General features: G+C 53.4%; 22 protein-coding genes and 1 pseudogene. 9 read left to right on the forward strand and 14 right to left on the reverse strand.

From position 1 onward, the window contains the following. Nucleotides 1-32: 32 nt before the first annotated feature. The 3 genes from phoA to AACU55_RS11115 form a co-directional block, all read right to left on the reverse strand. A complete protein-coding gene (gene phoA / locus AACU55_RS11105) occupies nt 33-1463 on the reverse strand; it encodes an alkaline phosphatase (RefSeq protein ID WP_134707045.1) in 1431 nt (476 codons plus the stop codon). Nucleotides 1464-2252: 789 nt separating this feature from the next. Then, nucleotides 2253-3173 (reverse strand): L,D-transpeptidase family protein, encoded by a 921-nt coding sequence (locus tag AACU55_RS11110; protein WP_015689872.1) that lies wholly within the window; start codon nt 3171-3173, stop codon nt 2253-2255. Nucleotides 3174-3434: 261 nt separating this feature from the next. Then, the gene (locus AACU55_RS11115) at nt 3435-4988 is read right to left on the reverse strand and encodes a DHA2 family efflux MFS transporter permease subunit (protein ID WP_037034720.1); all 1554 of its coding nucleotides are present in this window, start codon (nt 4986-4988) and stop codon (nt 3435-3437) included. A gap of 80 nt (nt 4989-5068) precedes the next feature. Here AACU55_RS11115 and AACU55_RS11120 point away from each other — a divergent pair, with 80 nt between their 5' ends. After that, a complete protein-coding gene (locus AACU55_RS11120) occupies nt 5069-6193 on the forward strand; it encodes an HlyD family secretion protein (protein WP_134707046.1) in 1125 nt (374 codons plus the stop codon). A gap of 37 nt (nt 6194-6230) precedes the next feature. Continuing rightward, nucleotides 6231-6821, forward strand: a complete 591-nt coding sequence (locus AACU55_RS11125; RefSeq protein ID WP_134707047.1) for a TetR/AcrR family transcriptional regulator — start codon at nt 6231-6233, stop codon at nt 6819-6821. Nucleotides 6822-6973: 152 nt separating this feature from the next. Here AACU55_RS11125 and AACU55_RS11130 read toward each other — a convergent pair whose 3' ends face one another. Beyond that, nucleotides 6974-9085 carry a TonB-dependent siderophore receptor gene (locus AACU55_RS11130; RefSeq protein WP_037034916.1) on the reverse strand — a complete coding sequence of 704 codons (2112 nt, stop codon included), beginning with the start codon at nt 9083-9085 and terminating at the stop codon, nt 6974-6976. Nucleotides 9086-9436: 351 nt separating this feature from the next. On the opposite strand from AACU55_RS11130, the gene AACU55_RS11135 reads away from it, so the two are divergent. Next, on the forward strand, nt 9437-10120 hold the full coding sequence (locus AACU55_RS11135) for an O-methyltransferase (RefSeq protein ID WP_134707048.1): 684 nt from the start codon (nt 9437-9439) through the stop codon (nt 10118-10120). 6 nt (nt 10121-10126) lie between these two features. Here the strand turns inward: AACU55_RS11135 and AACU55_RS11140 are convergent, their stop codons facing one another. From AACU55_RS11140 to AACU55_RS11150, 3 genes are all read right to left on the reverse strand, one after another. Next, nucleotides 10127-12088, reverse strand: coding sequence for a glycoside hydrolase family 3 protein (locus tag AACU55_RS11140; protein WP_134707049.1), 1962 nt, complete (start codon nt 12086-12088; stop codon nt 10127-10129). 94 nt (nt 12089-12182) lie between these two features. Further along, complete coding sequence (locus AACU55_RS11145; protein WP_013575285.1) at nt 12183-12701, reverse strand: chromate transporter; 519 nt, start codon at nt 12699-12701, stop codon at nt 12183-12185. Further along, on the reverse strand, nt 12701-13258 hold the full coding sequence (locus AACU55_RS11150; protein ID WP_173362069.1) for a chromate transporter: 558 nt from the start codon (nt 13256-13258) through the stop codon (nt 12701-12703). The genes AACU55_RS11145 and AACU55_RS11150 overlap by 1 nt, the downstream gene beginning before the upstream one ends. 149 nt (nt 13259-13407) lie before the next feature. On the opposite strand from AACU55_RS11150, the gene AACU55_RS11155 reads away from it, so the two are divergent. Then, nucleotides 13408-14325, forward strand: a complete 918-nt coding sequence (locus AACU55_RS11155) for a LysR family transcriptional regulator (protein ID WP_198670086.1) — start codon at nt 13408-13410, stop codon at nt 14323-14325. Here the strand turns inward: AACU55_RS11155 and AACU55_RS11160 are convergent. Next, nucleotides 14322-14675, reverse strand: coding sequence for an ArsR/SmtB family transcription factor (locus AACU55_RS11160; protein ID WP_013575288.1), 354 nt, complete (start codon nt 14673-14675; stop codon nt 14322-14324). The two genes, AACU55_RS11155 and AACU55_RS11160, sit on opposite strands and share 4 nt — an antisense overlap. 237 nt (nt 14676-14912) lie before the next feature. On the opposite strand from AACU55_RS11160, the gene fusA reads away from it, so the two are divergent. The 3 genes from fusA (at nt 14913) to AACU55_RS11175 (ending at nt 17706) form a co-directional block, all read left to right on the forward strand. Beyond that, entirely contained in the window at nt 14913-17018 is a 2106-nt protein-coding gene (fusA, locus tag AACU55_RS11165; protein ID WP_112151892.1) for an elongation factor G, read from the forward strand. 140 nt (nt 17019-17158) lie between these two features. Further along, complete coding sequence (locus tag AACU55_RS11170) at nt 17159-17395, forward strand: type II toxin-antitoxin system CcdA family antitoxin (protein ID WP_119262237.1); 237 nt, start codon at nt 17159-17161, stop codon at nt 17393-17395. Next, entirely contained in the window at nt 17395-17706 is a 312-nt protein-coding gene (locus tag AACU55_RS11175) for a CcdB family protein (RefSeq protein ID WP_095921782.1), read from the forward strand. Before AACU55_RS11170 ends, AACU55_RS11175 begins: the two co-directional genes overlap by 1 nt. Before the next feature lie 35 nt (nt 17707-17741). Here AACU55_RS11175 and wrbA read toward each other — a convergent pair whose 3' ends face one another. The 4 genes from wrbA to AACU55_RS11195 form a co-directional block, all read right to left on the reverse strand. Next, nucleotides 17742-18341 (reverse strand): NAD(P)H:quinone oxidoreductase, encoded by a 600-nt coding sequence (wrbA, locus tag AACU55_RS11180; RefSeq protein WP_037034914.1) that lies wholly within the window; start codon nt 18339-18341, stop codon nt 17742-17744. Nucleotides 18342-18647: 306 nt separating this feature from the next. Next, entirely contained in the window at nt 18648-18872 is a 225-nt protein-coding gene (locus AACU55_RS11185) for a hypothetical protein (RefSeq protein WP_013575298.1), read from the reverse strand. Next, on the reverse strand, nt 18869-19285 hold the full coding sequence (locus AACU55_RS11190; RefSeq protein WP_013575299.1) for a hypothetical protein: 417 nt from the start codon (nt 19283-19285) through the stop codon (nt 18869-18871). The genes AACU55_RS11185 and AACU55_RS11190 overlap by 4 nt, the downstream gene beginning before the upstream one ends. A 49-nt stretch (nt 19286-19334) precedes the next feature. Continuing rightward, nucleotides 19335-20849 (reverse strand): YadA-like family protein, encoded by a 1515-nt coding sequence (locus tag AACU55_RS11195; protein ID WP_134707050.1) that lies wholly within the window; start codon nt 20847-20849, stop codon nt 19335-19337. Nucleotides 20850-21179: 330 nt separating this feature from the next. Between AACU55_RS11195 and AACU55_RS11200 the strand changes: the two genes are divergently transcribed. Continuing rightward, nucleotides 21180-21506, forward strand: a complete 327-nt coding sequence (locus tag AACU55_RS11200; RefSeq protein WP_037034705.1) for a hypothetical protein — start codon at nt 21180-21182, stop codon at nt 21504-21506. Between the two features lie 101 nt (nt 21507-21607). Here the strand turns inward: AACU55_RS11200 and AACU55_RS11205 are convergent, their stop codons facing one another. Further along, a complete protein-coding gene (locus AACU55_RS11205; protein WP_037034703.1) occupies nt 21608-21913 on the reverse strand; it encodes an EthD family reductase in 306 nt (101 codons plus the stop codon). Nucleotides 21914-22066: 153 nt separating this feature from the next. Between AACU55_RS11205 and AACU55_RS11210 the strand changes: the two genes are divergently transcribed. Next, nucleotides 22067-23446: a cation:proton antiporter gene (locus AACU55_RS11210; protein ID WP_134707051.1), complete on the forward strand. Its 1380-nt coding sequence runs from the start codon at nt 22067-22069 to the stop codon at nt 23444-23446. Nucleotides 23447-23475: 29 nt separating this feature from the next. Here the strand turns inward: AACU55_RS11210 and AACU55_RS11215 are convergent. After that, nucleotides 23476-23699 (reverse strand): annotated as a pseudogene (locus tag AACU55_RS11215) (IS4 family transposase); the annotation flags it as partial.

The raw sequence follows: 23699 nt of genomic DNA on the forward strand, positions 1-23699 counted from the left end.
GGAGGAGCAAAGCAAAACCCTCATCTTCAAAACTATTGCGCTTTAATCGCCATGGCATCCCGCATGGTATAGAACAAATCCGTCTGATCCGTCAGACCCACCACATTCGCCGCATGCGGGCCAAACGCGGCAATACGCAGCTGCGTCCCGGTGTGTCCCTGTGAATCATCTTCTGAGTTGCCGTAACTGATGGTCATCGGTGCGCCGTCCCTGGTGGTCAGCGTCTGGGTCAGACCGGGGGCTTTGGCATCGGATTCGATAATCTGGCTGGAATGGGCGTGGTCGGCGGTGACGATAACCAGCGTGTTGCCGTCCTGACGGGCGAACTCCAGCGCTTTTTGCACGGCCTCATCCAGATCCACCGTTTCACCGAATTGTCCGCACGGATTAGCGGCGTGATCCTGTTTATCAATCGATGCGCCTTCAACCTGCAGGAAGAAACCGTTCTGATTAGCTTTCAGCAAGTCGATGGCTTTTTCAGTCATGGCGGCAAGCGTCGGGATGTCAGCGGTGCGCTGCGGATTGGCTTCACAGGTGACAGCCGGTTTATCAATGTTGCCGTGATAAGTGGCTTTCGGACCCTGCCAGCGCACCGGCATGTTGCCTTCGGAGAACAGGCCAAGAACCGGTTTCTTCTGGTCTGCCTGCGTGATGGCACTGAGCTGTTCTGCGTTTTCCACCCAGACATAACCCTGTGTCAGCGCCTGTTCTTTGAGGGATTTATCCTTAAATTCACCGGCTTTCGCCAGCTGGCTGAACGATTTTCTGCCGCCGCCCAGCGTGACATCAGCGCGAGCCTGCAACAACTGTTCTGTGATCGAACCGCGTCCGCCGTTTTCCAGGGCGTTGCTGGCACATTTCTCTGCGGTTTCTTGCGGGCCGTAGCATTTGCGCGAGGTGACATGGGCGATTTGCGCTGCCGGTGTGGCATCCTGCAATTCAGCGGTGGAAACGTTGCCGGTGGCTTTACCCGCCGCTTTGGCAATTTCGAGAATGGTCTGGTGATCTTTACCGTTTACATCCACGCCAATCGCACCGTTATAGCTTTTGACGCCGGTTGTCCAGGCAGTGGCTGATGCGGCGGAATCGGTCACGTAACTTGGTTTTTGCGTTTTCTTATCCAGAGAATAATGCGTGTACTGACCTGTCAGCGGCAGGGCATCAATGCCTTTGAAATAGCCGCCTGCGCCTTCTGCATAGTTACGTGCAGACGTGATTTCAGAATCACCCATGCCGTCGCCAATCAGCAAAATCACGTTTTTCACCGTTTTGTCTGATAACGAGGCTTTCAGCGCTGCAGTCTGATCACCGTTCAGACGACGGGCACCGCCCGGTTCCGTCAGCACGCCTTTTGCCGCCCGGTCGGTCAGCGTGTCGGTGTCAGCGGCGAGGGTGGAGGCAGAAGCGGAAAGCAGCAGGGCGGCAGTGACTGCGCGGGCGACCAGAGATACGGATTGTTGCATTATCAAAACTCCTTTTTATAAACCATCGGAAATAAAAATATACATATCGATATTTTTTGTTACCGGAAGGTTAAGGGAGACTTGTGACGTTTTAATGACAGGCGCCGGACTGGCCGTGAGGCAGGGGTTTAACTTCAACTTCAACTTCAACTTCAACTTCAAGGTCAAGACCTTGGGTTGCCACCCAAACTGGCCTTAAGGGTGGCTTATCGCCACCACCCTTAAGAATCCCGGGCTCTTTCACTGCGCTAACGCTGGCTGGCTATGTTTCAGCTGCCGCAGTGACAGGCTGGAAAGCTTGCCGCTTTGCGGTTCCTTCACTCGGTCCTGGAGCCTCTGGTCTCCAGGCCGCTCCGTTCAGCAAGCTTTCTGAATCGCCCGCGACTTTTTAAAGAATGAAGTAAGTGAGGTTGTGAAGTAAAAGTCTGAGGCCGGTTCCAAAATTCCGCCGGAGGAGAGGTGGAAAACCGCGCGTCTTTGTGCGCGGGTTGTAACCCGAACGAAGGGAACCGCGCAGCGGCGGGATTTTGCGGCTATCACTGCGGCTGATGAAACATAGTCAGCGAGCGGAAGCGCTTGTTGAAAAAGCGAAGGGAGATCCAAGAGGGAAAAAGCACGTTTCCCTCTTGGGCGGTTTCGGCGCTGCCCGATAAGTGATCACCGCAACTGAGAAACCGAAACTTTCTCGGTCAGCTTTTCAGTGCAACTGAGAAGCCGCCTTTGCATCGGCACTATGCAAAAAAAAGCCCCGATGAACGGGGCTTTTTCACAACAGCGTCAAAGACGTAATTAATTGATCTGTACCGGCATACCGGAACGCATCTCGATAGCGCGCTGAACAACAGTCTGGTTGACCGCCGGATCCATCGATACGCTGCTTGCGCTGCCTGCCAGAGTGATTGGCAGTGGCTGCTGAGAATCAAACTCTTCCTGGTTAGAGGACAGCGGGTTGTGGATCTCAATATAACGTTTGCCGTCTGGTTCCACGGTGGCTTTCACCGGCTCGTTGATGAACTGAACGCGGGTGCCTTGCGGGACGTTGTCGAACAACCATTTGATGTCAGCATCACGCAGACGCACACAACCGTGGCTCACGCGCAAACCGATACCGAAATTGGCGTTGGTGCCGTGGACTGCATACAGACGCCCGACATACAGCGCGTACAGCCCCATCGGGTTGTCCGGACCCGCAGGGAAGACGGCTGGCAGGAATTCGCCACGAGAAGCATATTCTTCATGCATTTTCGCCGTCGGGGTCCAGGTCGGACCGGCTTTTTTACGCTGAACGGTAGTGACCCAGTTCATCGGGGTGTCTTTGCCCAGTTCACCGATACCGATCGGCAGCACGACCACAGTATTGGTGCCTTTCGGGTAGTAATACAGACGCATTTCAGCGCTGTTGATCACGATGCCTTCGTGCGGGGTTTCCGGCAGGATCAACTGCTGAGGAATGGTCAGCACGGTGCCCGGGGTTGGCAGGTACGGGTCAACGCCAGGGTTAGCTTCGAGCATGTTGCTCAAACCCATCTGGTATTGCGCTGCAAAATGTTCCAGTGGCAGGCTGCTGCCCTGCGGAACAGTAACTGTGATGTTTTCACCGACCAGACGACCATTATTGGCCGGAAGAGGGTAGACCACAGCAAAAGACGCCTGGCTATATGCAGCAACTGCCAAAACCAGGGTAAGGATTGCGCGAATGCTCATTTTCATATTTTCGTTGGTCGTTAATGCCACACTGGCAGTTGTCAGGATGTTGATTCCCCCCGATCCGATTGAAACCGGCCGGAGGAATAGTGTACTTGCACATAGCACTTGAAAGGGATCCGGTATGTGTAACGAATCGCATTTCAGGGCCGCTAATTATAAGGATTTATTTCAAACAGGCCAAAGCTTTCTCACCTTGTTAGAAAAGTTCCCTGCCACAACCGCATTTTTTGCGGCAGCCTGCACATTTCCTTCACATTCCTGACCTTATTTACGGCAAAACGGTACCATAACCAGTGCGGCAATAAACATCCAGGCCATGACCTGAAAGATGTCGTTGAACGCCAGCGTCAGCGATTGCGCTGCGACTTTCGCCCCAAACACGCCTTTCGCCATCAGCAATGCCTGAGCGGTATCAGGCGTCAGGTGACCGATTTTTTGCGCCAGCGATCCCATCACCTCCTGCGCATGATCCCCGTATTGCCCCAGCGATTCGCCGAAACGTGCCGCATGAACGCGGGTCCAGTCCTGCAACCAGGTATTCACCGTGGCAATGCCAATCGCGCCGCCGAGATTACGCATCAGGTTAAACAGCCCGGAGGCGTAGCGCAGTTCCGGCCCCTGAAACGCGGTCAGCGCCATGTTCACACTCGGCACGATGCACAACATAATGAACAGGCCGCGCACCACCTGCGGCCAGAAAAACTGTTCTGCTCCCCAGTAAGGGGTCACGGCGGTCGTCAGCCATAAACTCAGTGCGAAACCGGATAAACCCACGGTGATCAGTATCCGCCGGTCAACGCGGCTGATTAATCTGGCGGCAATAATCGTGCTGAAGAATTGCCCGACACCCACCACAAACACCGTTGTACCGATTTGCAGGCTGTTGAAATCGCGGATGCGGCCGAGGAAAACCGGCGTCAGATATGTAGAGGCATAAAGACCAAATCCAACCACCAGATTGAACAGGCAGGCGAAGGTGAATGTCGGGTCACGGAAGGGCGTCAGGCGTACGATCGGGCTTTTCGAATAAAAGGATCGTTCGAGAAACAGCACAAAGGCCACCAGTGAGAACCACGCCGAAATCTGGATTTGCGGATCGCTGAACCAGTTCTTGCGCGGGCCTTCTTCCAGCACATATTCCAGACAACCGAGCGCTATCGCCATCGACAATAAATGTATCCAGTCGATACGTTTAAGCATCGGATAATCCGCTTTATCCACATGAATAAACAGCACGGCACCGGTGGCAACCAGAGCGCCGGGCAGAATGTTGATGAAGAAAATCCAGCGCCAGTCGAGTAACTGCGTGACTATGCCACCCACAGTCGGCCCAAGCGTGGGGGCCAGCACGCTGACCATGCCGAGGATCGCCGGGATCAGTGCCTGCTGTTTGCCCTGAAACATGGCGAAGCCGGTCGCGAATACTGTCGGTACCATCGCGCCGCCGGTAAAACCCTGCAACGCGCGAAAGAAGATCATTGACTCGATATTCCACGACAATCCGCATCCGATGCTGCTGAGAGTGAACAGCGCCGCCGATGCGCTGAACAGCCAGCGGGTGGAAAGTGCCTGCGTCAGAAAAGCCGAGAACGGGATCATCACCAGTTCGGCGATCAGATACGAGGTTTGTACCCAGCTGATTTCATCCGGTCCGGCGGAAAGCCCGGCCTGCACATCGTTTAACGAGGCGGCGACAATCTGAATGTCGATCAGCGCCAGAAACATACCGAACGCCATAATGCTGAAAATCAAAAACTTACGTGATGTCGGATAATCCGCAGGCGAAAGCGTCGCGGCTGGAGTCAGGGTGACAGACATGGTTGTGAGATCCCGGGGCTTGTTTATATGATGGTCATCATATTAATATGATGACCATCATACAATGAGTGAAATTAAAAATGAGTGAAGCAACAGCAGATGAAGGGAGCCCGTCCCCGGCAGTAAAAGCCACTAAACGGTCAAAGCGGATCTTTGTTGTCAGCGGTATTGCGCTGGTGGTAGCCCTGAGTGGTGCGGCATGGTTACTGGCTGCGCCCGCGTCAGAATCCACGGATGATGCCTATCTGACGGCAGATACCACCAGCGTTGCGCCAAAAGTAAAAGGCTTCGTTTCGACGGTGCTGGTGCGTCATAACCAGCGGGTACATGCCGGCGATAAACTGGTGCTGATCGACAGCGAAGAGTTTACGGCGCGTCTGGCCTCAGCGCAGGGTGAACTGGAAGATGCCCGGGCGCAGGTGGCGCAACAGGAAGCGGCGTTGCTGAGCCAGCAGGCGCAGGAACAACTGGCACTCACCCAAATCGAAGCCGCGCGCACGGCGATCCGGTCGTCGCGTGCGGAACAGCAACATGCTGAAGCCGAGCAGCAGCGTTATCAGTCGCTGGCGGTCAGCGGTGCCACATCACGTAATGATGCTGACCGGTATAAAACGGTGGCGGTGACGGCAGAACAAACCTCGGCACACGCCGCGGCAATGCTGGATGTTGCGCAAAATCAGGCGGCGGTGACACACGCCCGGCGGGCAGAAATTCAGGCGGCGCTGGTACTGGCGAAGGCCGCTGTGGTGAAAGCGCAGGCGGCACAAGCGCTGGCACAGCAGGATCTCAATCACACCACTATTGTTGCTGCCATCGATGGCATAGCGGGAAACCGGCAGGTACAGGTTGGCGATTACGTTACACCCGGTCAGCGGTTGATGACGCTGGTACCGGAACAGGGCATTTATGTGACGGCCAATTTCAAAGAGACGCAGACCGGCAGAATGCAGCCGGGACAACGTGCGGACGTGCATGTGGATGCGCTGCCGGGCGTGACGTTTCGCGGTGAAGTCGACAGCCTTGCGCCGGGATCAGGTTCGACGTTTGCATTGCTGCCATTTGAGCCGGGCACGGGTAATTTCACCAAAATTGTTCAGCGGGTGCCGGTGCGGATCCGGCTTGACGCCGGTCAGCCAGATTTAGCGGCGCTGCGCCCCGGATTATCCGTGGATGCGCGCGTTTCGTTAACCGATGCGGTCAGGTAAGCTATGACAGCAATTTTCTGATTATCAGGGTGTTATTATGCGCTATGAGAGTGAACATAAACCTAAAATCCGCGAGCGGATCCTGAAGGAGGCGGCGAAAGACATCCGTACCAAAGGGCCATTGCAGGTCAGCGTGGCAGGTGTAATGAGCAAAGCTGGCCTGACGCACGGTGGGTTTTATGCGCACTTTGCCTCAAAAGAGGCACTGATTGAGGCCGCCATCGGGCAGATGTTTAATCAGGTTATGGTCCGCTGGGATAAAGAAAATCAGGGGCTGACGGCGCAGCAGCAACTGGCAGGGTATATCGATTTCTACCTGTCGCCCGGGCACCGCGATAACCGGGCGCAGGGCTGTCCGGTGTCGGCGCTGGCCTCTGAAACGCCACGCTTGTCCGCGCCCTGTCAGGCAGAGTTCGCGCGCGGCATCGAACGTATCCGTGGGATGATTATCCGCCAGCTGACAGCGATGGGCGTGGACGACCCGCAAACGCAGGCGATATCGGTCAGTGCGGAACTGATGGGCAGTTTGTCGCTGGCACGTTGTGAGCCTGATCGTGAGTTTTCAGATGCGTTGCTGGAAAGTGCGAAGAAAGCGCTTAAGGCGCGGCTGGATCTTGCAGAAGAATAAACTCTCAGAATCGCTCCCTCCCCTGCGAAGGGGAGGGTTGGGGTGGGGTATTAAGTTCTAAATCAAAAGTTAAGGTTTTCTTAAACAAGGTGTTAGCCCTTAAAACCCCCTCCCAGCCTCCCCCTTCTCAGGGGGAGGCGCTGAAAAATCTATCAGAAATCATACCCTACCGTAGCAACCACGGTACGTTCCTGACCCCAGTAGCAGTAGCTGGTGCCGTAACAGGCTGCGACATATTTCTTGTCGAACAGGTTGTTAGCATTCAGCTGCACATACGCGCCTTTCAGTTGCGGATTGAACTGCACCAGATTCATACGCAGTGACGCATCAACCAGCGTGGCAGAAGGCATGTGGCGGGTGTTTTCGTTATCCGCCCATTGTGTGCCGATGTAACGCACACCTGCACCCATATCCACACCAATCGGCGTGTTGTACTGACCCCAGATGGAAGCCATTTGTTTTGGCGTCACATACGGCGTGTTGCCGTTGTTCTCAGCCGCATCACGGATACGCACTTTGTTGTAGGTGTAACCGGCCATCACGTTAAAGCGTTCGGTAACCTGTTTCTTAGCTTCCAGCTCAAGACCCTGTGAGCGGATTTTCCCTGCCGGCTCGTAATAGCTGCCAACCACCACGCGGTTACCCACGTCTTTTTGAGTCAGATCATACAGCGCTGCGGTGTACATATCGGAAGTGCCGACCGGCTGGTATTTGATCCCGGCTTCGTATTGCTCACTCTGCATCGGTTTCAGCAGCGTGCCGTCAGCGCCTGGCAGGGCAGATGGCGTCATCGCCTGGCTGTAGCTGACGTACGGTGAAATGCCGCTGTCAAAGGCGTACAGCAGGGAAGCGCGGCTGTTGAAATGACTGTCTTTACGTTCGCTGTTGCTGGTGGTGCCGTAGATGCTTTCGTAACTGCGGCTGGAGGTTTTTAGCGTGTCGTAACGGCCTGACAGAGTCAGATACCATTTGTTCCAGTTCATCTCATCTTGCAGATAGGTGCCCATCTGCTCATAACGGTTTTTACCGCGCTTAAGGCTGTAATAATCCAGAGCATCACCGCCCACACCGGTATACGGGTTGAGGTTTTCTGCGTAGGCACCGTCAGATTTCACGTCATTGATAAAGTGGGAGTAATCGAAACCGATCACCACTTTATGTGCCAGTTCGCCGGTCGCGAAATCCGCTTCGAGCTGGTTATCAATCGCGAAGGTATCCAGAGACGATTTTTCACCGGAATAGTAACGGCTCATCTCGGTACGGTCCGCATTCCAGCCCGCCTGATACACCTGATCCAGTTCGGTATTGGAATGGGTGTAGTTGGCGTTCTGGCGGAATGACCAGACGTCGTTAAACGCGTGCTGGAATTCGTAGCTGTAGATTTGCTCCCAGCGTTTGAACTGGTTGCGGGTGCTTTCGCCATCGAAGAAACCCCGGCTCAGTTTCTGCCCGTAGAGGCTGCCGTCAGCCGGAACCGCGGCGTGGTAGCCACCGGACGGATCTTTTTGCAGATACGCGCGCAGTAAAAGCGAGGTATTTTCATCCGGCGTCCACAGCAACTGTGGCGAAATCGCGTAACGCTCTTCACGCTGGTGATCGTACTGCGTATCGCTGCTGCGGGTCATCCCGGTCAGACGGAATGCCAGCTGATCGTTGATGGCGTTGGTGTAATCGAACGCGCCACCTTTGGTATTTTGCGTGCCACCGGAAAGCTGGAAATGACCTTCTTCAGCAAACTGCGGGCGCTTGGTGGATTCCACTACCACACCGCCGGGAATGCTCTGGCCGTAAAGCGCAGAAGACGGTCCTTTCACCACATCAATACGTTCCAGGAACCACGGATCAACCTGAATGGAGTTGTAGGTCGCGCCATCGCTGAGAATACGCAGGCCATCGAGGAAGGTGTTGTTGACGTCACCGCCGTGGAAACCGCGCAGGGAAATGGTGTCATAACGCGTTGCGCCGCCGGCAAAGTTGGTGAAGACGCCCGGCGTGTAGTTCAGTGCAGCGTTAACCGTGGTGGCGTTCTGGTCAGTCATTTGCTGACGGGTCACAACAGAAACGGCCTGACCGGTGGTGATCAGCGGCTGATCCGTTTTGGTCGCACTTTTACTGGTTTTCGCGCTGTAACCCTGCGTCGGAGCATCGGCGGTATCCGCAGGCGCGGCTTTGACAATGACGGTGTCTTCAGCAGCCATTGAGGCAACCGGCATTGCCAGCGCGCACATGAGCACCGAGCGTTTGAGGGGGAAAGCCAACAACATATTCATAATCCCTATAAATAACTCAATAATGATTGAGTGATTAATTGATGCGTGTGTAATAAACCCAAAAGCCAACATGTGTTCCGCACAAAAGCGTGACGCGCGAAGGGCAGTCACTTAACCGAAACGTGACGGATGTTAAACTTAATGATAATTGTTATCATTATTATTTTACAAATTCAAGGGAACTTTACGCCAAAAATGTGAAGTGACGCATTTTTAACCTGATGAAAACGAGGGTTTTTTAATTGCGGCAATAAAAATCTGAGCAAAATGGCCGGAAGTGATTAGGGTTAATAGTGAGTTTTTTAATCATGTTCTCTATGTAAAATTCACGGCCGGGAGGCGAAAATGGGTCAGGGGAGTCCGGAGGAATACAGCAGGAAATGGGCAGCGGTTGACAACTATCTGGTGAGTCATTTAGTGGACAGCGATCCGGTTCTGGATCAGGTACTGAAAAACAATCATCAGGCCGGTTTACCCGCACACGATTTAGCACCCAATCAGGGAAAATTACTGGCGCTGTTCGCCCAAATCATCAGCGCACAGAAAGTCTTAGAAATCGGCACGCTCGGCGCTTACAGCACTATCTGGCTGGCGCGGGCGTTACCGGCGCTCGGAAAAGTCGTGACGCTGGAAGCCGATCCGCATCATGCGCGCATCGCACAAACCAACATTGAGCTGGCCGGTTTGCAGGATAAAATTACCTTACACACCGGGCCTGCGTCAGAGACCTTGCCCACGCTCACGGCGGAAGCGCCGTTTGACCTGATTTTTATTGATGCCGATAAACCCAGCAATCCGCTTTATCTGGAATGGGCACTGAAATTGTCGAAACCGGGGACATTAATTATTGGCGATAATGTGGTGCGGGACGGCGCGGTGGTGGATCCGCACAGCGACGACGCCCGGGTGCAGGGTGTGCGTCGCTTTATTGAGATGATTGAACAGGAACCGCGTTTATCAGCGACCGCGCTGCAAACCGTCGGCAGCAAAGGCTGGGACGGTTTTGTGCTGGCGCGGGTCACCGGTTAACAGGGCTTAACGCGCCAGACCAAAGCCAATATCAAACAGCGGATTTTCGCTGTCATGTGGCATATCGGACTGTTGTTTGAGCACGGCTTCTTCAGACGATGGCAGTTCAAACGGCAGCTTACCGGTATAGGCTTCGGTGCTGGTCAGGCGCGTAAACAAAACGGTATCGCTGACACCGAAATTGCCGATAATCACTTTCGCCTTGTCCTTCACGTTGGTCAGGATCGCCGGACGGTCGAGATAAACGGTGACGATTGTCGGCACTGCTTTGCTGGCTTTCACGATCGCCTGATAATCCGCGTTGTCACCGGTAAAGGCCAGTGAGCCTTCGTGATGGCGCTTGCCAAAGAACCAGGCTTTATGCGGTTGCTCGTACGGGGCATGGGCGCGGATCAGCGCAATATCGGCTTTCTCCGGCGCATCCACCACGGTAAAACCGGCTGCCGTCGCGGCCTGCGGTGCTATGCCGTACAGCCAGATCTTTTTGCCTTTTTTCAGCGGTAACACATCATCGGTGTTTTGCAGCAATACCAGTGAATGTCCCTGCGCCGAATTGGCTTCTTTTTGCCAGTCTGCGCGCCCGACGGTTTGGGTGGCTTTCTGCACATCGACATACGGATTTTCAAACAGTCCGGTCTGGAATTTTTGCTCAAGAATACGCACAACAGATTCATCCAGGCGCTGTTCAGTCAGTTGCTTTTCATGCACTGCGCTGACCAGCAACTGTGAGTCGGTCACGCCGCCAAACTGATCGACACCCGCCAGCACGGCCTTCACGAAACGCTGCTGCGGCGTCAGATTCTCGACACCCCACGACATGCCACCGGGCACCGGTTCTTTACCTTCCGGCGAACCGTTCAGGCATTCGTTTTCGCAATTGCTGGTGATCAGCCAGTCGCTGAGAATGACGCCTTTGAAACCGTATTGTCCGCGCAGAATGTCGGTCAGCAACTGATGACTGAATCCGGCACCGACCTGTTCGAGCGGTTTGCCGTCCACGGAAACATTTTTCAGGATTGAATATGTCGGCATGACGCTGGCGACCTTGGCTTCAAACGCGCCGGTAAACGGATAGATGTGTTCTTTGAGATTATTGCCGGGGAAGACAGCGTTTTTGCCGTAGACGTTATGGCTGTCAAAACCGTTCTCAGCCGCGCCATAGCCGACCCAGTGTTTGACCACGGAAATCACGCTGCCCTGATTTAACCCGTCAGGACCGTTTTGCATCCCTTCGATATACCCGCGCACCATGTTATGCACCCGTGTCGGATCTTCGCCGAAGGTGCCACTGATACGCGCCCAGCGCGGCTCTGTTGCCAGATCGGCTTGCGGTGAAAGTGCCTCACGGATACCGACGGCCAGATATTCCTGACGGACGATATCGGCGTAACGGCGGGTGAGTTTCTCATTGCCAATCGCCGCCAGTCCTAAGGTTTCCGGCCACTGGGTGAATTTACCGGAAGAGGTACTCGCACCGACCAGATACTCGAATGAGTTACGCGGGTCGCTGCTGACGGTGACCGGAATACCCAGGCGCGTCTTTTCGGCAATCTGCTGCAGTTTATTGTTTTCTTCTGCCATCATGGCGGGGTCGTTCGCCGAAAGCCGGGTGATCAGGCTGTTGACCTTCGCGCCGGTAATCATCTTTTCCGCCGCCGCCATATCATAGTGAGTCCCGGCGCCAATCGGGCTGTTGGCCGTCGGTGCCGAGCCATGCATCATCACCCCGGCTTTTTCCTCCAGCGTCATGCGTTTCACCAGATCCGCTGCGCGTTCTTCCGGCGTCAGTCGCCAGTCTTCATAAGGTTCCAGTTTCCCGGAATGGTCGAGATCTTTGAACTGTAAGCCGTCGACAGTCAGCAGCGTCACTTCGCGCTGGCTAAGTTCCGGTTGATTATCGGCGGCAAAAACAGAAGGTGAGGAAAGCAGCAGGGCAGCGACAGCAAGGCTCAGAGGTTTGATTTTCATCATCGTCCTTAATGGTTGATAACTATAGAAGAACTCAATTCCCAATCAATAACCTATTTGCCTGTTGAATGTTGCGATCTGCTTCGCAATGATGTCAGCCGAATGCCAGTCCGAGCACCGCGCCAACGGCCAGTACCCATAACGGGTGGATACGCTTACTGAGCGCCAGCAGGGTACACAAGGCGATCACCCCCGCAAGCGTCAGCGTGGTGGCTGAGGCTTTGGCGATCAGTAATCCGCTCGACACCACCAGCCCGACCGTCACCGGCACCAGCCCGCGTTGCACTATCTGCCGCCACGGACGGTCTTTGTAACGTTTCCAGCCGCCCATCACGACAAGTGTAATGATTGACGACGGACCAAATTTTGCCAGAGAAGACACCAGCAATCCTGACCATCCGGCAACCTGCCAGCCAATCAACGGCACGATCATCATATTCGGGCCGGGAGCGGCCTGTGCCAGGGCGAACAGCGCACTGAACTCCTGCGCACTCATCCAGTGATGCACCTGCACCACTGCACGTTGCATCTCGGGCAGAATGGTATTTCCGCCACCAAATGCCAGCACGGAAAGTTCGGTAAATAACAGGGCAAGAGAAAGTAAAACCGGCATCAGAATTTACTCCTCGCACAGATGAAAATACTGACCGGGGCCAGCACGAGCATGACCGGCAGCATCGGGATCCGGAACACGGCAATTGCCATTACGCCGACGGCAACCAGCAAAAGTTGCAGCCATTTCCCCCGCAAAGGAGCGAGCATTTTGATGCCGGTCGAGAGCAGTAAACCGGCCGCCGCCGCCGCCATTCCGGCGAACAGATGTTCCACCAGCGGTTCATTCTGATAACGTGCATACACCAGGCCGAGCAGCACCACACAAATCGTCGGCGCGAGAATAAGCCCGAGTAGCGCCGATAATGCGCCGCGTAATCCGCGGAACTCCATCCCCAGCGCGACCGACAGGTTAATGATGTTGCCGCCGGGTAAAAACTGGCACAACCCGAGCAACTCGGTGAACTGAGCGGCGGTCAGCCAGTGGCGTTTATCCACCAGCATGTGTCGCGCCATCGGCAGCACGCCACCGAAACCGGTCAGGCCAAGGACGAAAAAGCCCATAAACAGTTGCCTGCAATCGGGTTGCGGCGCGGTATTTTCTTCTGTCTCAGGCATTAATTTTTCCTGCGTTTGCGCTGACATTTTCACACTCTCCCTCAAAATAATCCAAAGCCGCCAGAGGCGTAAATTGTGTTAAGGATCATGCGCGTGGATGTGCCATGATGTCTAATGCATTTATTAATGGCTAAAGATACCCTGAAGGTATGGTTATGATTGAACTGAAACGTCTGAATGCGTTTGTTACCGTGGTGGAAGCGGGCAGCATTACCCGCGCCGCAGAACTGCTTTTTATTCAACAGCCGCCGCTGACGCGCCTGTTACAGGGACTGGAGCAGGAATTTGGCATCCCTTTATTACAACGCTTGCCGCGCGGGGTGATCCCGACCGAAGCGGGCGAAGTGTTAGTGCAGGAAGCCCGTGCTGTGCTGGCACGTGCTGCTCAGCTCAGCGCTGCCATGCACCGTGCCGCGCAGGGCGAACAGGGTCGGATCCGCATCGGTTTCACCAGTTCCGCCGCGCTGCATACTTTTGTGCCCGCGCTGTTGCGCCGTTATCGGGAAATTTATCCGGCCGTCAGCACTCAGCTTGAGGAAAGTGGCAGTGGAGAATTGCTGGCCGCCGTGGTGGCGGGCGAGCTGGATGTCGCCTTTGTGCGCATGCGGGTCAAAGATATGCCGGAATTAGAGATGGAAAAGGTGCTGGAGGAACCGATGTGGGTGGCGGTTCCGGCCGGACACAAACTGGCGTCGCAACCAGCCAGTCAGCCACTCAGACTCGAAGATCTGAGTAACGAGCCTTTTGTATTATACCGCCGTCGCGCCGGTCAGGGATTGTACGATGCCATACTGGCGGCGTATGTGCGCGCCGGTTTCAGCCCGCATATCGTGCAGGAAGCGCCACGGTTAACCTCTTGTCTGAGCCTGGTCGGTGCCGGACTGGGGATTTCTATTGTGCCGGAATCCATGACCCGGCTGGGCGGGGACGGGGTGATATTTTTGCCGCTGGACGCCGCCACACAACTCAGCGCACCGTTATATCTCGCGCGGCGCGAAGACAGCCATTCATCGGCTATAATCAATACGTTTTGCGATCTTGTAAAATCGCAACTGACGGCTCATTAAAGGTGCTGCTCGGAAATGTGTTTCTGGGTGGATTCCAGTGTAATGCCGTCGGATTCGATGGCGCTGAGCAGGGAATCGAGCAGGCCGGGGAAGCGGGCATCCAGATCTTCGCGGCGCAGCGAAAGCAAATTGGCACGACCGTCAGGGCGCTGCCAGATCACGCCGCTGTCACGCAATACGCGCCAGTGGTGCGTCAGCGTCGATTTTGACAGGCCCTGTAATAAGGTTCCGCAAGGATGCTCGCCACCTTTTGCCAGGGTGCGCACCACGGCCAGACGTAACGGATTACCCAGCGCAGTCAGAACATTTTCGAGGCGGATCTGCTCGCGCTCAGGATGGTTGGCTATCATATTGTTCCTTTACTTTAACGACGCTCATCGGCGGCCGCGCAATATAGCCTATCCCTCTGCTGCTGTACAACGCGACGGCGTCTGACCAATTTCATCGATAGAATAAATTTATTGTACGAATATACACGTACAATTGTAGTATACTCTCCGCATTAAGAAGTTTAGTACTCATTACTTTGTGACGGGACGTGAAAACCACTCTCCGCCAACTTAGCCATCAACCAGTAAGGACGTTATATGGCTCGCAAAACGCCAATCGAGCGCTACCGCAATATCGGTATCTCAGCACACATCGACGCAGGTAAAACCACCACCACCGAGCGTATTCTTTTCTATACCGGCATGAATCATAAGCTGGGAGAAGTGCATGACGGCGGTGCGACCACAGACTGGATGGCTCAGGAACAGGAACGCGGCATTACCATTACGTCAGCCGCCGTGACCTGTTTCTGGCGCGGGATGGATCACTCCTTCGATGAGCACCGCATTAACATTATCGACACCCCGGGGCACGTGGATTTCACCATTGAGGTGGAGCGTTCCATGCGCGTTCTCGACGGTGCGGTGATGGTGTACGACGCCGTGGGCGGCGTGCAGCCACAGTCTGAAACCGTCTGGCGTCAGGCCAATAAATACAAAGTGCCGCGTCTGGCGTTCGTCAACAAAATGGACCGCCAGGGCGCAGATTTCTTCCGTGTCCGCCAGATGATGGTGGACCGGCTGAAAGCCAATCCGGTGCCGATTGTCATTCCGATCGGTAAAGAAGAACATTTCACCGGCGTGGTGGATTTGCGCAAAATGCGCGCCATTTTATGGGATGACGCGACACAAGGTATGACCTTTACCTATGAAGCCATCCCGGCAGAATTGCAGGCGCTGGCGGAAGAATGGCGCGAGAAAATGGTGTCGGCAGCCGCCGAAGCTAATGACGCGCTGATGGATAAATATCTCGAAGAAGGCACGCTGACTGAGGATGAAATTACCGAAGGTTTGCGTCTGCGCACTATCGCCGGTGAAATCCAGCCGATGCTGTGCGGCAGTGCGTTCAAGAATAAAGGCGTGCAGCGTATGCTCGATGCCGTGATCGAACTGATGCCTTCTCCGCTGGATATTCCACCGGTGGCGGGTACAGACGAAGACGGTAACGACGTTTTCCGTCACTCTGATGACAACGAGAAGTTTTCGGCGCTGGCATTCAAACTGATGACTGACCCGTATGTCGGCCAGCTGACGTTTGTCCGTGTTTATTCCGGCGTGCTGAAAAAAGGCGACAGCGTGTATAACCCGGTGCGCGGCAAGAAGGAACGTATTGGCCGTATCGTGCAGATGCATGCCAATGACCGTATCGAGATTGACGAAATTCGTGCTGGTGATATCGCCGCCTGTGTGGGGCTGAAAGATGTGACGACGGGTGAAACACTGTGTGATCCTTCGGACATCATTACGCTGGTGCGCATGGAGTTCCCGGATCCGGTGATCTCGCAGGCCATCGAGCCGAAGACTAAAGCCGATCAGGAGAAAATGGGCATCGCGCTGTCACGGCTGGCGTCAGAAGACCCGTCGTTCCGTATCCGCACCGATGAGGAATCCGGCCAGACGATCATTTCCGGTATGGGCGAATTGCATCTGGAAATCATCGTCGACCGTATGAAACGGGAGTTCGGTGTGGAAGCCAACATCGGTAAACCGCAGGTCACGTACCGTGAAACGGTGCGCAAAACGGTGAAAGATGTCGAAGGCAAGTTTGTGCGTCAGTCCGGCGGTAAAGGTCAGTACGGCCACGTGGTCTTCACGCTCGAACCATTGCCGGCAGGCACAGGTTTTGAGTTTGTGGATGCGACCAAAGGTGGCGTGGTGCCGCGCGACTATATCCCTGCGGTTGAAAAAGGGGTCACGGAAGCGCTGAACAACGGCATTCTGGCCGGTTATCCGGTGGTCGATGTGAAAGTGACGCTGACCTTTGGTTCCTATCACGAGGTCGATTCCTCGGAAATGGCGTTCAAAATGGCGGCGATCTTTGGTTTCAAAGAAGCGGCGAAACGTGCCGATCCGGTGATTCTGGAACCGATGATGAAAGTGGAAGTGGAAACGCCGGAAGAGTATGCCGGTGGCGTGATGGGCGATTTATCGTCGCGTCGCGGTACGGTGCAAGGCATGGAAGAAATCGCGGGCGGTGGCGGTAAAATTATCAAAGCCGAAGTGCCGCTGTCTGAAATGTTCGGTTATTCCACCGTTTTGCGGTCGATGTCGCAAGGTCGTGCAACCTACAGCATGGAGTTCAATCACTATGCCGAGGCACCGCGCAATGTGGCCGAAAACATTATTGCGTCGCGTGGTAAATAAGCAAAACCGGCGTAATCTCCGTCAGAGACAAAACGGTCCGCAAGGGCCGTTTTTTTTGGTCGTAGAAAAGTATTTAATAGTTTATGACTTCATTGTGTGACACTCTAATGCGCATCTAAGGTGTGTATGAAGAGGGTGTTATGTCATCAGTAGCCGGAAATAAAAAACGAACGAATGTCACGCTGAGTGCCGATTTACTAGAACAGGCCAAAGTGTTCGGCATTAATCTTTCAGCAACCTTCGATAAAGCGTTAGGAGAAGCGGTGAAAGAGAAGCAAAGGAAACTTTTCTTAGAGGAAAATCAGCAAGCAATGGATTCCTGCAACGCCTTCACTGAAAAGGCAGGACTCTTCTCTCAGGGACGTGGAGTGTTGTAATGGCGCAATTTGATGTGTACGAAAATCAGGGAGAAGGTAAAAATCTTTATCCCTATTTTATGGATATTCAGAATCCCTTATTTGAAAGACTCAATGAGCGGATCGTGGTGCCGCTAACTGCACTTAGCAACCTGAAACCCATCAGGCATCTTCATCCCCTTATCAGGATCCAAAATCATCAATACGTGCTGATGACTAATCTCCTGACCAGCGTGAGTGCGACGCAGCTACGCCATGAACCTGTGTTAAATGCGGATATTCATCGTGCTGATGTTGTTGCAGCACTGGACTTACTGGTGATGGGAATTTAAGGCGCAGAATTCTGCGCCTTATTTTTCGCGGTTATTTAGCTGACCAGTTTACTGACGATGGTCGCCACATGTTTGCCCTGATGTACGGCAATCCGTAGTTCTTCTGCGCTCGGCTGGCGCGAGCCGTCGCCACCGGCGATGGTGGTGGCACCGTAAGGCGTACCGCCGCGAACCTGAGAAATATCGAACAGTTCAGGTGTGGTGTAACCGATTGGAACGATAATCATGCCGTGGTGGGCGAGGGTGGTCCAGGTTGACGTAATGGTCATTTCCTGACCGCCGCCGGTGCCGGTTGAGCTGAATACACTGGCGACTTTGCCTGCCAGTGCGCCTTTGGCCCACAGGCCGCCAGTCTGATCAAGGAAGGTGCGCATCTGGCCAGTCATGTTACCGAATCGGGTCGGTGTGCCGAAGATGATGGCATCGTAATCAGCGAGTTCTGCGGGGGAAGCGATTTCTGCCGTCTGACCGGTTTTACCACCGGCAGCCTTAAAGGCTTCTTCAGGCATGGTTTCAGGGACGCGTTTTATTGTGACTTCAACACCTGGAACGCTGCGTGCGCCTTCTGCAACACTTTGCGCCATCGTTTCAATATGACCATACATGGAATGATAGAGAACCAGTACTTTTGCCATCTTTAACTCCTGTTGAGGTGATGTTTTTACCGTATCCTGCCCGGTTTTAGAGCCGGTAATACGGGCGAAAAATTCGCTTAAAAATCCCACGTTTACTCCTGCGCCTGTAAGGCGTTAGTCATGAGCAAGAGAGTCCATCGTCCGCGCATAAGGCGTGAGTTACAAACGCAAATTTTTGAACAGACTCATCAATTAATTAGGGCAAAGGTGCAGAGAAGGTGGGTTTCGCACCTCTATATACTAGAACAGAAGTGCGGGACTGGCGGGAGAGAAGGGCAGGAGATATAAAAACGTAGTCAGAGTGCATTATTCTCTTTCTTTTTCCCAACTGACCAGAATTGAGATTTCATCAGGTTGCGCGATGAATTTACTGAGTGTGGCAGTATGACCGTCTTTCATCATGACCGATACCGCGACGCCGGTCACCCCGTCGGTCAGCGGGGTTTCCTCGACGCGCTGTAACATTTTCAGGCAGGTATATTGCTGCCCCGGTGGCAGATGTCTGAACTGATCGGTGTGGTGCTTTTTCATATCGGCGTCCTTCCATAAATTTGCCCGTCACGCATCAGAACCAGCTTGTGCGTGCGCTTGTAATAAATCGCTGTGAAAACGCCTTTGCGATAGACCTGAGCATCTGCGTTATCTTCATCAAGATATGCGGCGGTCCCTTCGATATATCCCTGTTTATCCGCAGGAAAGATTTTGACGTCGATACCTTTAATGCGCGCATGCACGATCTTTTTAGCGGCCTGGGCATATTGCGTGGAGGCATTTTCCATTGCCTGCTTAAGGGCAACACTCTGAATGGCGGTCTGACGATTTTGTTCAGCCATATAACAGGTATCTTTGGAGACGCCCTGTGACTGGCAGTCAGCCATTCTTGAAGCCTGAGTAGAGCAACCGGAAAGCAGGATAATGGCTGCAAAAACGATAAATTTTTTCATTGAGATTTACCTGAAAGGGAAGAACGGGGGACGGAGCCCCCGGAACGATTTACCAGCCAACGCTCACGCCAGCGCCATAACCAAAGTTACTTTGCGTGTCGTCGGAGACTGACATTTTGACAATGGTGGATCTGCTGGCATGGAATGAAGCGCCAACGGACAGGGCGTTTTGCGAATCATAACCGCCGACACCGGCACCCACCGCGAACTGTTGGGATTCCTGCACCTGAGGGATATTGGCCTGCGCCATAGCGGAAGCCGATCCGGCAGCGGCTTCTTTTTTGTTGTCATCAACCTCAGATTTTAACGCGGAGAATTTTGAGTTGGTGTAGTCCTGAGACTTCTGCAACACCTGAGCATCTGCGGCAGCACGGCTGTGAGATTCAGAGAGAATTTCGGCGTGATTTTGTTCAGCTTCGGCATTCAGGGCAGTGATCTGTTGGTCGTAATAGCTTGAACGAACCCTTATATCTTGTGAATAGGGGGAGGCGCCGGGCTGCGATGTAATCCCCTGTTTTTTGGGAATAACAGGATTCTGCTGCTCTGTCGTGTTAACACTAACGGGATTCCCGGTAGGGTCATTTTTGGCCGGAGTGATCAGCACAGGAATACCGGTAGGGTCATTTTTGGCCGGAGTGATCAGTACAGGATTCCCGGTAGGGTCATTTTTAGGCGGAGTAATCAGCACAGGATTCCCGACAGGGTCATTTTTAGGCGGAGTGATCAGCACCGGAATACCGGTAGGGTCATTTTTAGGCGGAGTGATCAGCACAGGGTTCCCGGTAGGGTCATTTTTGGCCGGAGTGATCAGCACAGGATTCCCGGCAGGGTCATTTTTAGGCGGAGTGATCAGCACAGGGTTCCCGGTAGGGTCATTTTTGACCGGAGTGATCAGCACAGGAATACCGGTAGGGTCATTTTTGGCCGGAGTGATCAGTACAGGATTCCCGGTAGGGTCATTTTTGGCCGGAGTGATCAGCACAGGATTCCCGGTAGGGTCATTTTTGGCCGGAGTGATCAGCACAGGGTTCCCGGTAGGGTCATTTTTGGCCGGAGTGATCAGCACAGGATTCCCGGTAGGGTCATTTTTGACCGGAGTGATCAGTACCGGGTTACCAGTAGGGTCATTTATAACAACGCCATCTTTAGCGGGTTCTGCGGGGGTTAAAGTAATTAACGGCACGGTTTCTGTTTTTATTGGCTCAGCCATCGAAATTTGGTCTACCGGAACTGTCGAGGTTCCGTTGTAGTAAGTATTGTTCAACAGGTAGTCGTGTACCTGCTGGAAACTGGTGGCGCTTTCAATTCCCTGTTTTATGTAATTTGGGTAACTCTGATGCGCGGAAAGATACTGATTAACTGCATCCGTTTCTTGCGATGTGAAGGCCGCACTGGCTGATTGTATGAAAGTTACAGAACTAACCATCAGTAACGACCCTGCAAGCATCCTGCAAAACGTAGCAGCAGAGATTCCAAATGGCTTCGTGAGGATCTTATTCTCGCGATTAACTTTGCGATTTGCAGCGGCGCTATGTTGAATTCGTTCTGAAACTTGTGCAGTCATTTGTTTTTTCCGATATTGAAATAAGTATCTGTTAGCGACAAATAAGAAGCATTATCAGAACGCTCTTTCTGTCTCTTTACGAAAATCATACATGCGGTGAATGTGACTTGCTTCACGCATTCAACGAACGTTTGACTTATGTCAAGAAACGTAAAGTTATAGCGCTACATGAATTTGTTTCACTTAGCTTGTTTGTTTGTAGCTAGCAGACACTAATCTTTGTGTCAGTGACACTGAAAACCAGTAATTTTCGTAGCGAATAGCGACGGGATGGAATCTCTATGAGATTCCTGTACAATGAGCAGGGTTATATAAATTGGAGATAAGTTTATGGCAGATAACGCAAATGAGTTCCTGGACTATGTCCGGAGGCTGGATATCGACCAGCCCGCGTTGTGTATCCTGTTGGGACTGCCTCGCAGCACGTTAAATAAGTGGATCAACGGCACTGTGACGCAGATCCCACAAGTGGCGGTAACGGCAGTCAGAATGCTGTGGTTTATGCGTAAGAGTGATGAAGCACTGTTTGAAAAGTGGGCAATGGTGCAGGATTTTGGCGTCACCGCCGATTATGCGGTCAATGATAAGGCGCAGGAGTTTTTGCATACCATCAGGCGCGAGCCGAGTGCGCCAATCAAAAAGTTACTGATGAAATAATGGCGCTGGCAGGGTTTTATACAGCGTCCACACGACAATAAAAAAGGCGGCTAACCTGACGGGTTAATCGCCTTTTTTACCTTCAGGGCAGGGTGAATGGCTCAGACAACGACGTCGAAAATCATCTTCACCGGTTCGATATTGGTAAAGTTCGGTACGTCCGCAATGAAATCCGCAGCATTGTCTTTCATGCCTTTTTCAAAATCTTCCATTGAGTTGCAATAGATATGGCAGGCGGCGATGAATGGCGACTCAGCCGGAGCGCCCTCAGGCATTTTATCAATAGCGTAAGAATGGCAAAACTCGCCCATGCGGCGTTTGATCAGCGGTAAATGCACATCACGATAATAATCATGATCAAAGGTTCCGTTTTCGATATTTGGATACAGCACACTGTATTTAATCATTTTATGACTCGTCTTTTCCCGGATAAAAATCAATTTTAGCCTACCGGCTAAGAATACACCGCGCCATTTGTGCCCGATGTTATTTATCTGAAAAATCATTCATCTGCATACATGTACTATGCTTAATAGATTGATATTTAGTATGGGATAGACATGGGATTTTTAGGTTGGACAGCGGCGGTCGGAGGACTGCTATTGATTATGTCACTCGCATCGGGGTGGATTTCCCGCGGTCCGGTGACGACGTTTGGTTTATATCTGGCCGCAGGGATCGTCTGCGGTCCCTGGGTTTTGGATTTACTGCATATCGATCTGGTGGCGTATTCCACCCTCACCGCACATTTCACTGAAATCGCCATGGCGGCGTCATTATTTATTACCGGACTGAAACTCCGGTTGCCCTTTCGCGCACAAAGCTGGCGCGTCGGTGTGTTACTGGCTTTTCCTGCCATGTTACTGACCGTCCTGTGCGTCGCGGCTATTGCCCATTACATTACAGGTATTTCATGGCCACTGGCTCTTGCGTTGGGTGCCATCATTGCGCCGACGGATCCGGTGCTGGCCAGCATGATTGCAGTGAATGATGCCAATGATGATGACGGACTCAGGGTTGCGCTTTCCAGCGAGGCGGGGATGAATGATGGCTCCGCGCTGCCCATCCTGATGCTGGCGCTGATGTTGTTTACCGCGCATGAAGGATTATCTTCACAAGAATTGTGGCACTGGGCATGGCGCGATGTGGTCTGGGCATTGCTCGGCGGGCTGGCAATTGGCTTCGCGATGGGGAAACTGGTCGGGCTAAGTGCGACGCGTTTTCACAGCCGTCAGCGTACGGTCGCACCGAGTGATTTTCTGGCGTTGTCACTGATCGCACTCAGTTACGCGGCCGCGCAATCTCTTGATGCTTCCGGTTTCCTTGCGGCCTTTGCCGCCGGTGTCGGGTTGCGCAGCGCGGAAGTGCGCGTGGTCTCTTTGCATCCGCCGGAGGATCTGACGGACGGTTCTCGCCCGCCACCCGCTGAAGGCATGGTCAATCCACACCAGCGTCATTCGATGCAAGCTGAAATGCCGCGCAATTCGATCGGACTGATGGTGGGTGATGCACTGTCATTTGGCGATACCATTGAGCGGATTTTTGCCGCCGGGATTGTCATGGTGCTCGGGATAACGCTGGCGGAACACTGGGAGCCGATGGGGCTGTTGATCGCTGCGCTGCTGTTTATCGTCATCCGTCCTCTGGCTGTTTATATCACGACAATAGGCGTACACGTGCCCAAGGGCAGGCGGCTGATGATTGGCTGGTTTGGTATTCGCGGTATCGGCAGTATGAACTATATCGCTTACGCCTGGACGCACGGATTGCATGGCGCGGACGCCAATTATATGACCAACATCGCGTTCACGGTGATTGTCACCAGCGTGGTGATCCACGGCATAACCGTATCACCGGTGCTGCACTGGCGGCAGGCAAGGCAGGAAGCAGCGCAGGAAGAGCGGGAGGCACGGGAAAAAAGCCAGGAAGAAAAGGCATAAAAAAACGGACGCTCAGGGCGTAATGCCGGTCACTTAAGGTGACCGGCATTGTTTTTTAAGGGATATTTTGACCTTTTTTCTCTCACTTCCCTGACATATTCACGCTCACGTCTCGAGGGCAGTTTTAGCATCGCTGCGTTGCTGTAAAAATGCTTCAGATGACCCGGGATGGCTCCCGCTGATGCCCACGGCAGCCCGATTAACAACCGTAATATCTCCGACACTGCACCGCTAAAACTCAGCTGATAAGGCA

Origin of the sequence: Rahnella sp. CJA17(1/100) (assembly GCF_963881615.1) — a bacterium.
GTDB lineage: Bacteria > Pseudomonadota > Gammaproteobacteria > Enterobacterales > Enterobacteriaceae > Rahnella > Rahnella aceris.

Bases quoted from the DNA above. Each gene is read 5' to 3' on its own strand.
- phoA (WP_134707045.1), bottom strand. From the start codon at position 1,463: ATGCAACAATCCGTATCTCTGGTCGCCCGCGCAGTCACTGCCGCCCTG.
- AACU55_RS11110 (WP_015689872.1), bottom strand. From the start codon at position 3,173: ATGAAAATGAGCATTCGCGCAATCCTTACCCTGGTTTTGGCAGTTGCT.
- AACU55_RS11115 (WP_037034720.1), bottom strand. From the start codon at position 4,988: ATGTCTGTCACCCTGACTCCAGCCGCGACGCTTTCGCCTGCGGATTAT.
- AACU55_RS11120 (WP_134707046.1), top strand. From the start codon at position 5,069: ATGAGTGAAGCAACAGCAGATGAAGGGAGCCCGTCCCCGGCAGTAAAA.
- AACU55_RS11125 (WP_134707047.1), top strand. From the start codon at position 6,231: ATGCGCTATGAGAGTGAACATAAACCTAAAATCCGCGAGCGGATCCTG.
- AACU55_RS11130 (WP_037034916.1), bottom strand. From the start codon at position 9,085: ATGTTGTTGGCTTTCCCCCTCAAACGCTCGGTGCTCATGTGCGCGCTG.
- AACU55_RS11135 (WP_134707048.1), top strand. From the start codon at position 9,437: ATGGGTCAGGGGAGTCCGGAGGAATACAGCAGGAAATGGGCAGCGGTT.
- AACU55_RS11140 (WP_134707049.1), bottom strand. From the start codon at position 12,088: ATGAAAATCAAACCTCTGAGCCTTGCTGTCGCTGCCCTGCTGCTTTCC.
- AACU55_RS11145 (WP_013575285.1), bottom strand. From the start codon at position 12,701: ATGCCGGTTTTACTTTCTCTTGCCCTGTTATTTACCGAACTTTCCGTG.
- AACU55_RS11150 (WP_173362069.1), bottom strand. From the start codon at position 13,258: ATGCCTGAGACAGAAGAAAATACCGCGCCGCAACCCGATTGCAGGCAA.
- AACU55_RS11155 (WP_198670086.1), top strand. From the start codon at position 13,408: ATGGTTATGATTGAACTGAAACGTCTGAATGCGTTTGTTACCGTGGTG.
- AACU55_RS11160 (WP_013575288.1), bottom strand. From the start codon at position 14,675: ATGATAGCCAACCATCCTGAGCGCGAGCAGATCCGCCTCGAAAATGTT.
- fusA (WP_112151892.1), top strand. From the start codon at position 14,913: ATGGCTCGCAAAACGCCAATCGAGCGCTACCGCAATATCGGTATCTCA.
- AACU55_RS11170 (WP_119262237.1), top strand. From the start codon at position 17,159: ATGTCATCAGTAGCCGGAAATAAAAAACGAACGAATGTCACGCTGAGT.
- AACU55_RS11175 (WP_095921782.1), top strand. From the start codon at position 17,395: ATGGCGCAATTTGATGTGTACGAAAATCAGGGAGAAGGTAAAAATCTT.
- wrbA (WP_037034914.1), bottom strand. From the start codon at position 18,341: ATGGCAAAAGTACTGGTTCTCTATCATTCCATGTATGGTCATATTGAA.
- AACU55_RS11185 (WP_013575298.1), bottom strand. From the start codon at position 18,872: ATGAAAAAGCACCACACCGATCAGTTCAGACATCTGCCACCGGGGCAG.
- AACU55_RS11190 (WP_013575299.1), bottom strand. From the start codon at position 19,285: ATGAAAAAATTTATCGTTTTTGCAGCCATTATCCTGCTTTCCGGTTGC.
- AACU55_RS11195 (WP_134707050.1), bottom strand. From the start codon at position 20,849: ATGACTGCACAAGTTTCAGAACGAATTCAACATAGCGCCGCTGCAAAT.
- AACU55_RS11200 (WP_037034705.1), top strand. From the start codon at position 21,180: ATGGCAGATAACGCAAATGAGTTCCTGGACTATGTCCGGAGGCTGGAT.
- AACU55_RS11205 (WP_037034703.1), bottom strand. From the start codon at position 21,913: ATGATTAAATACAGTGTGCTGTATCCAAATATCGAAAACGGAACCTTT.
- AACU55_RS11210 (WP_134707051.1), top strand. From the start codon at position 22,067: ATGGGATTTTTAGGTTGGACAGCGGCGGTCGGAGGACTGCTATTGATT.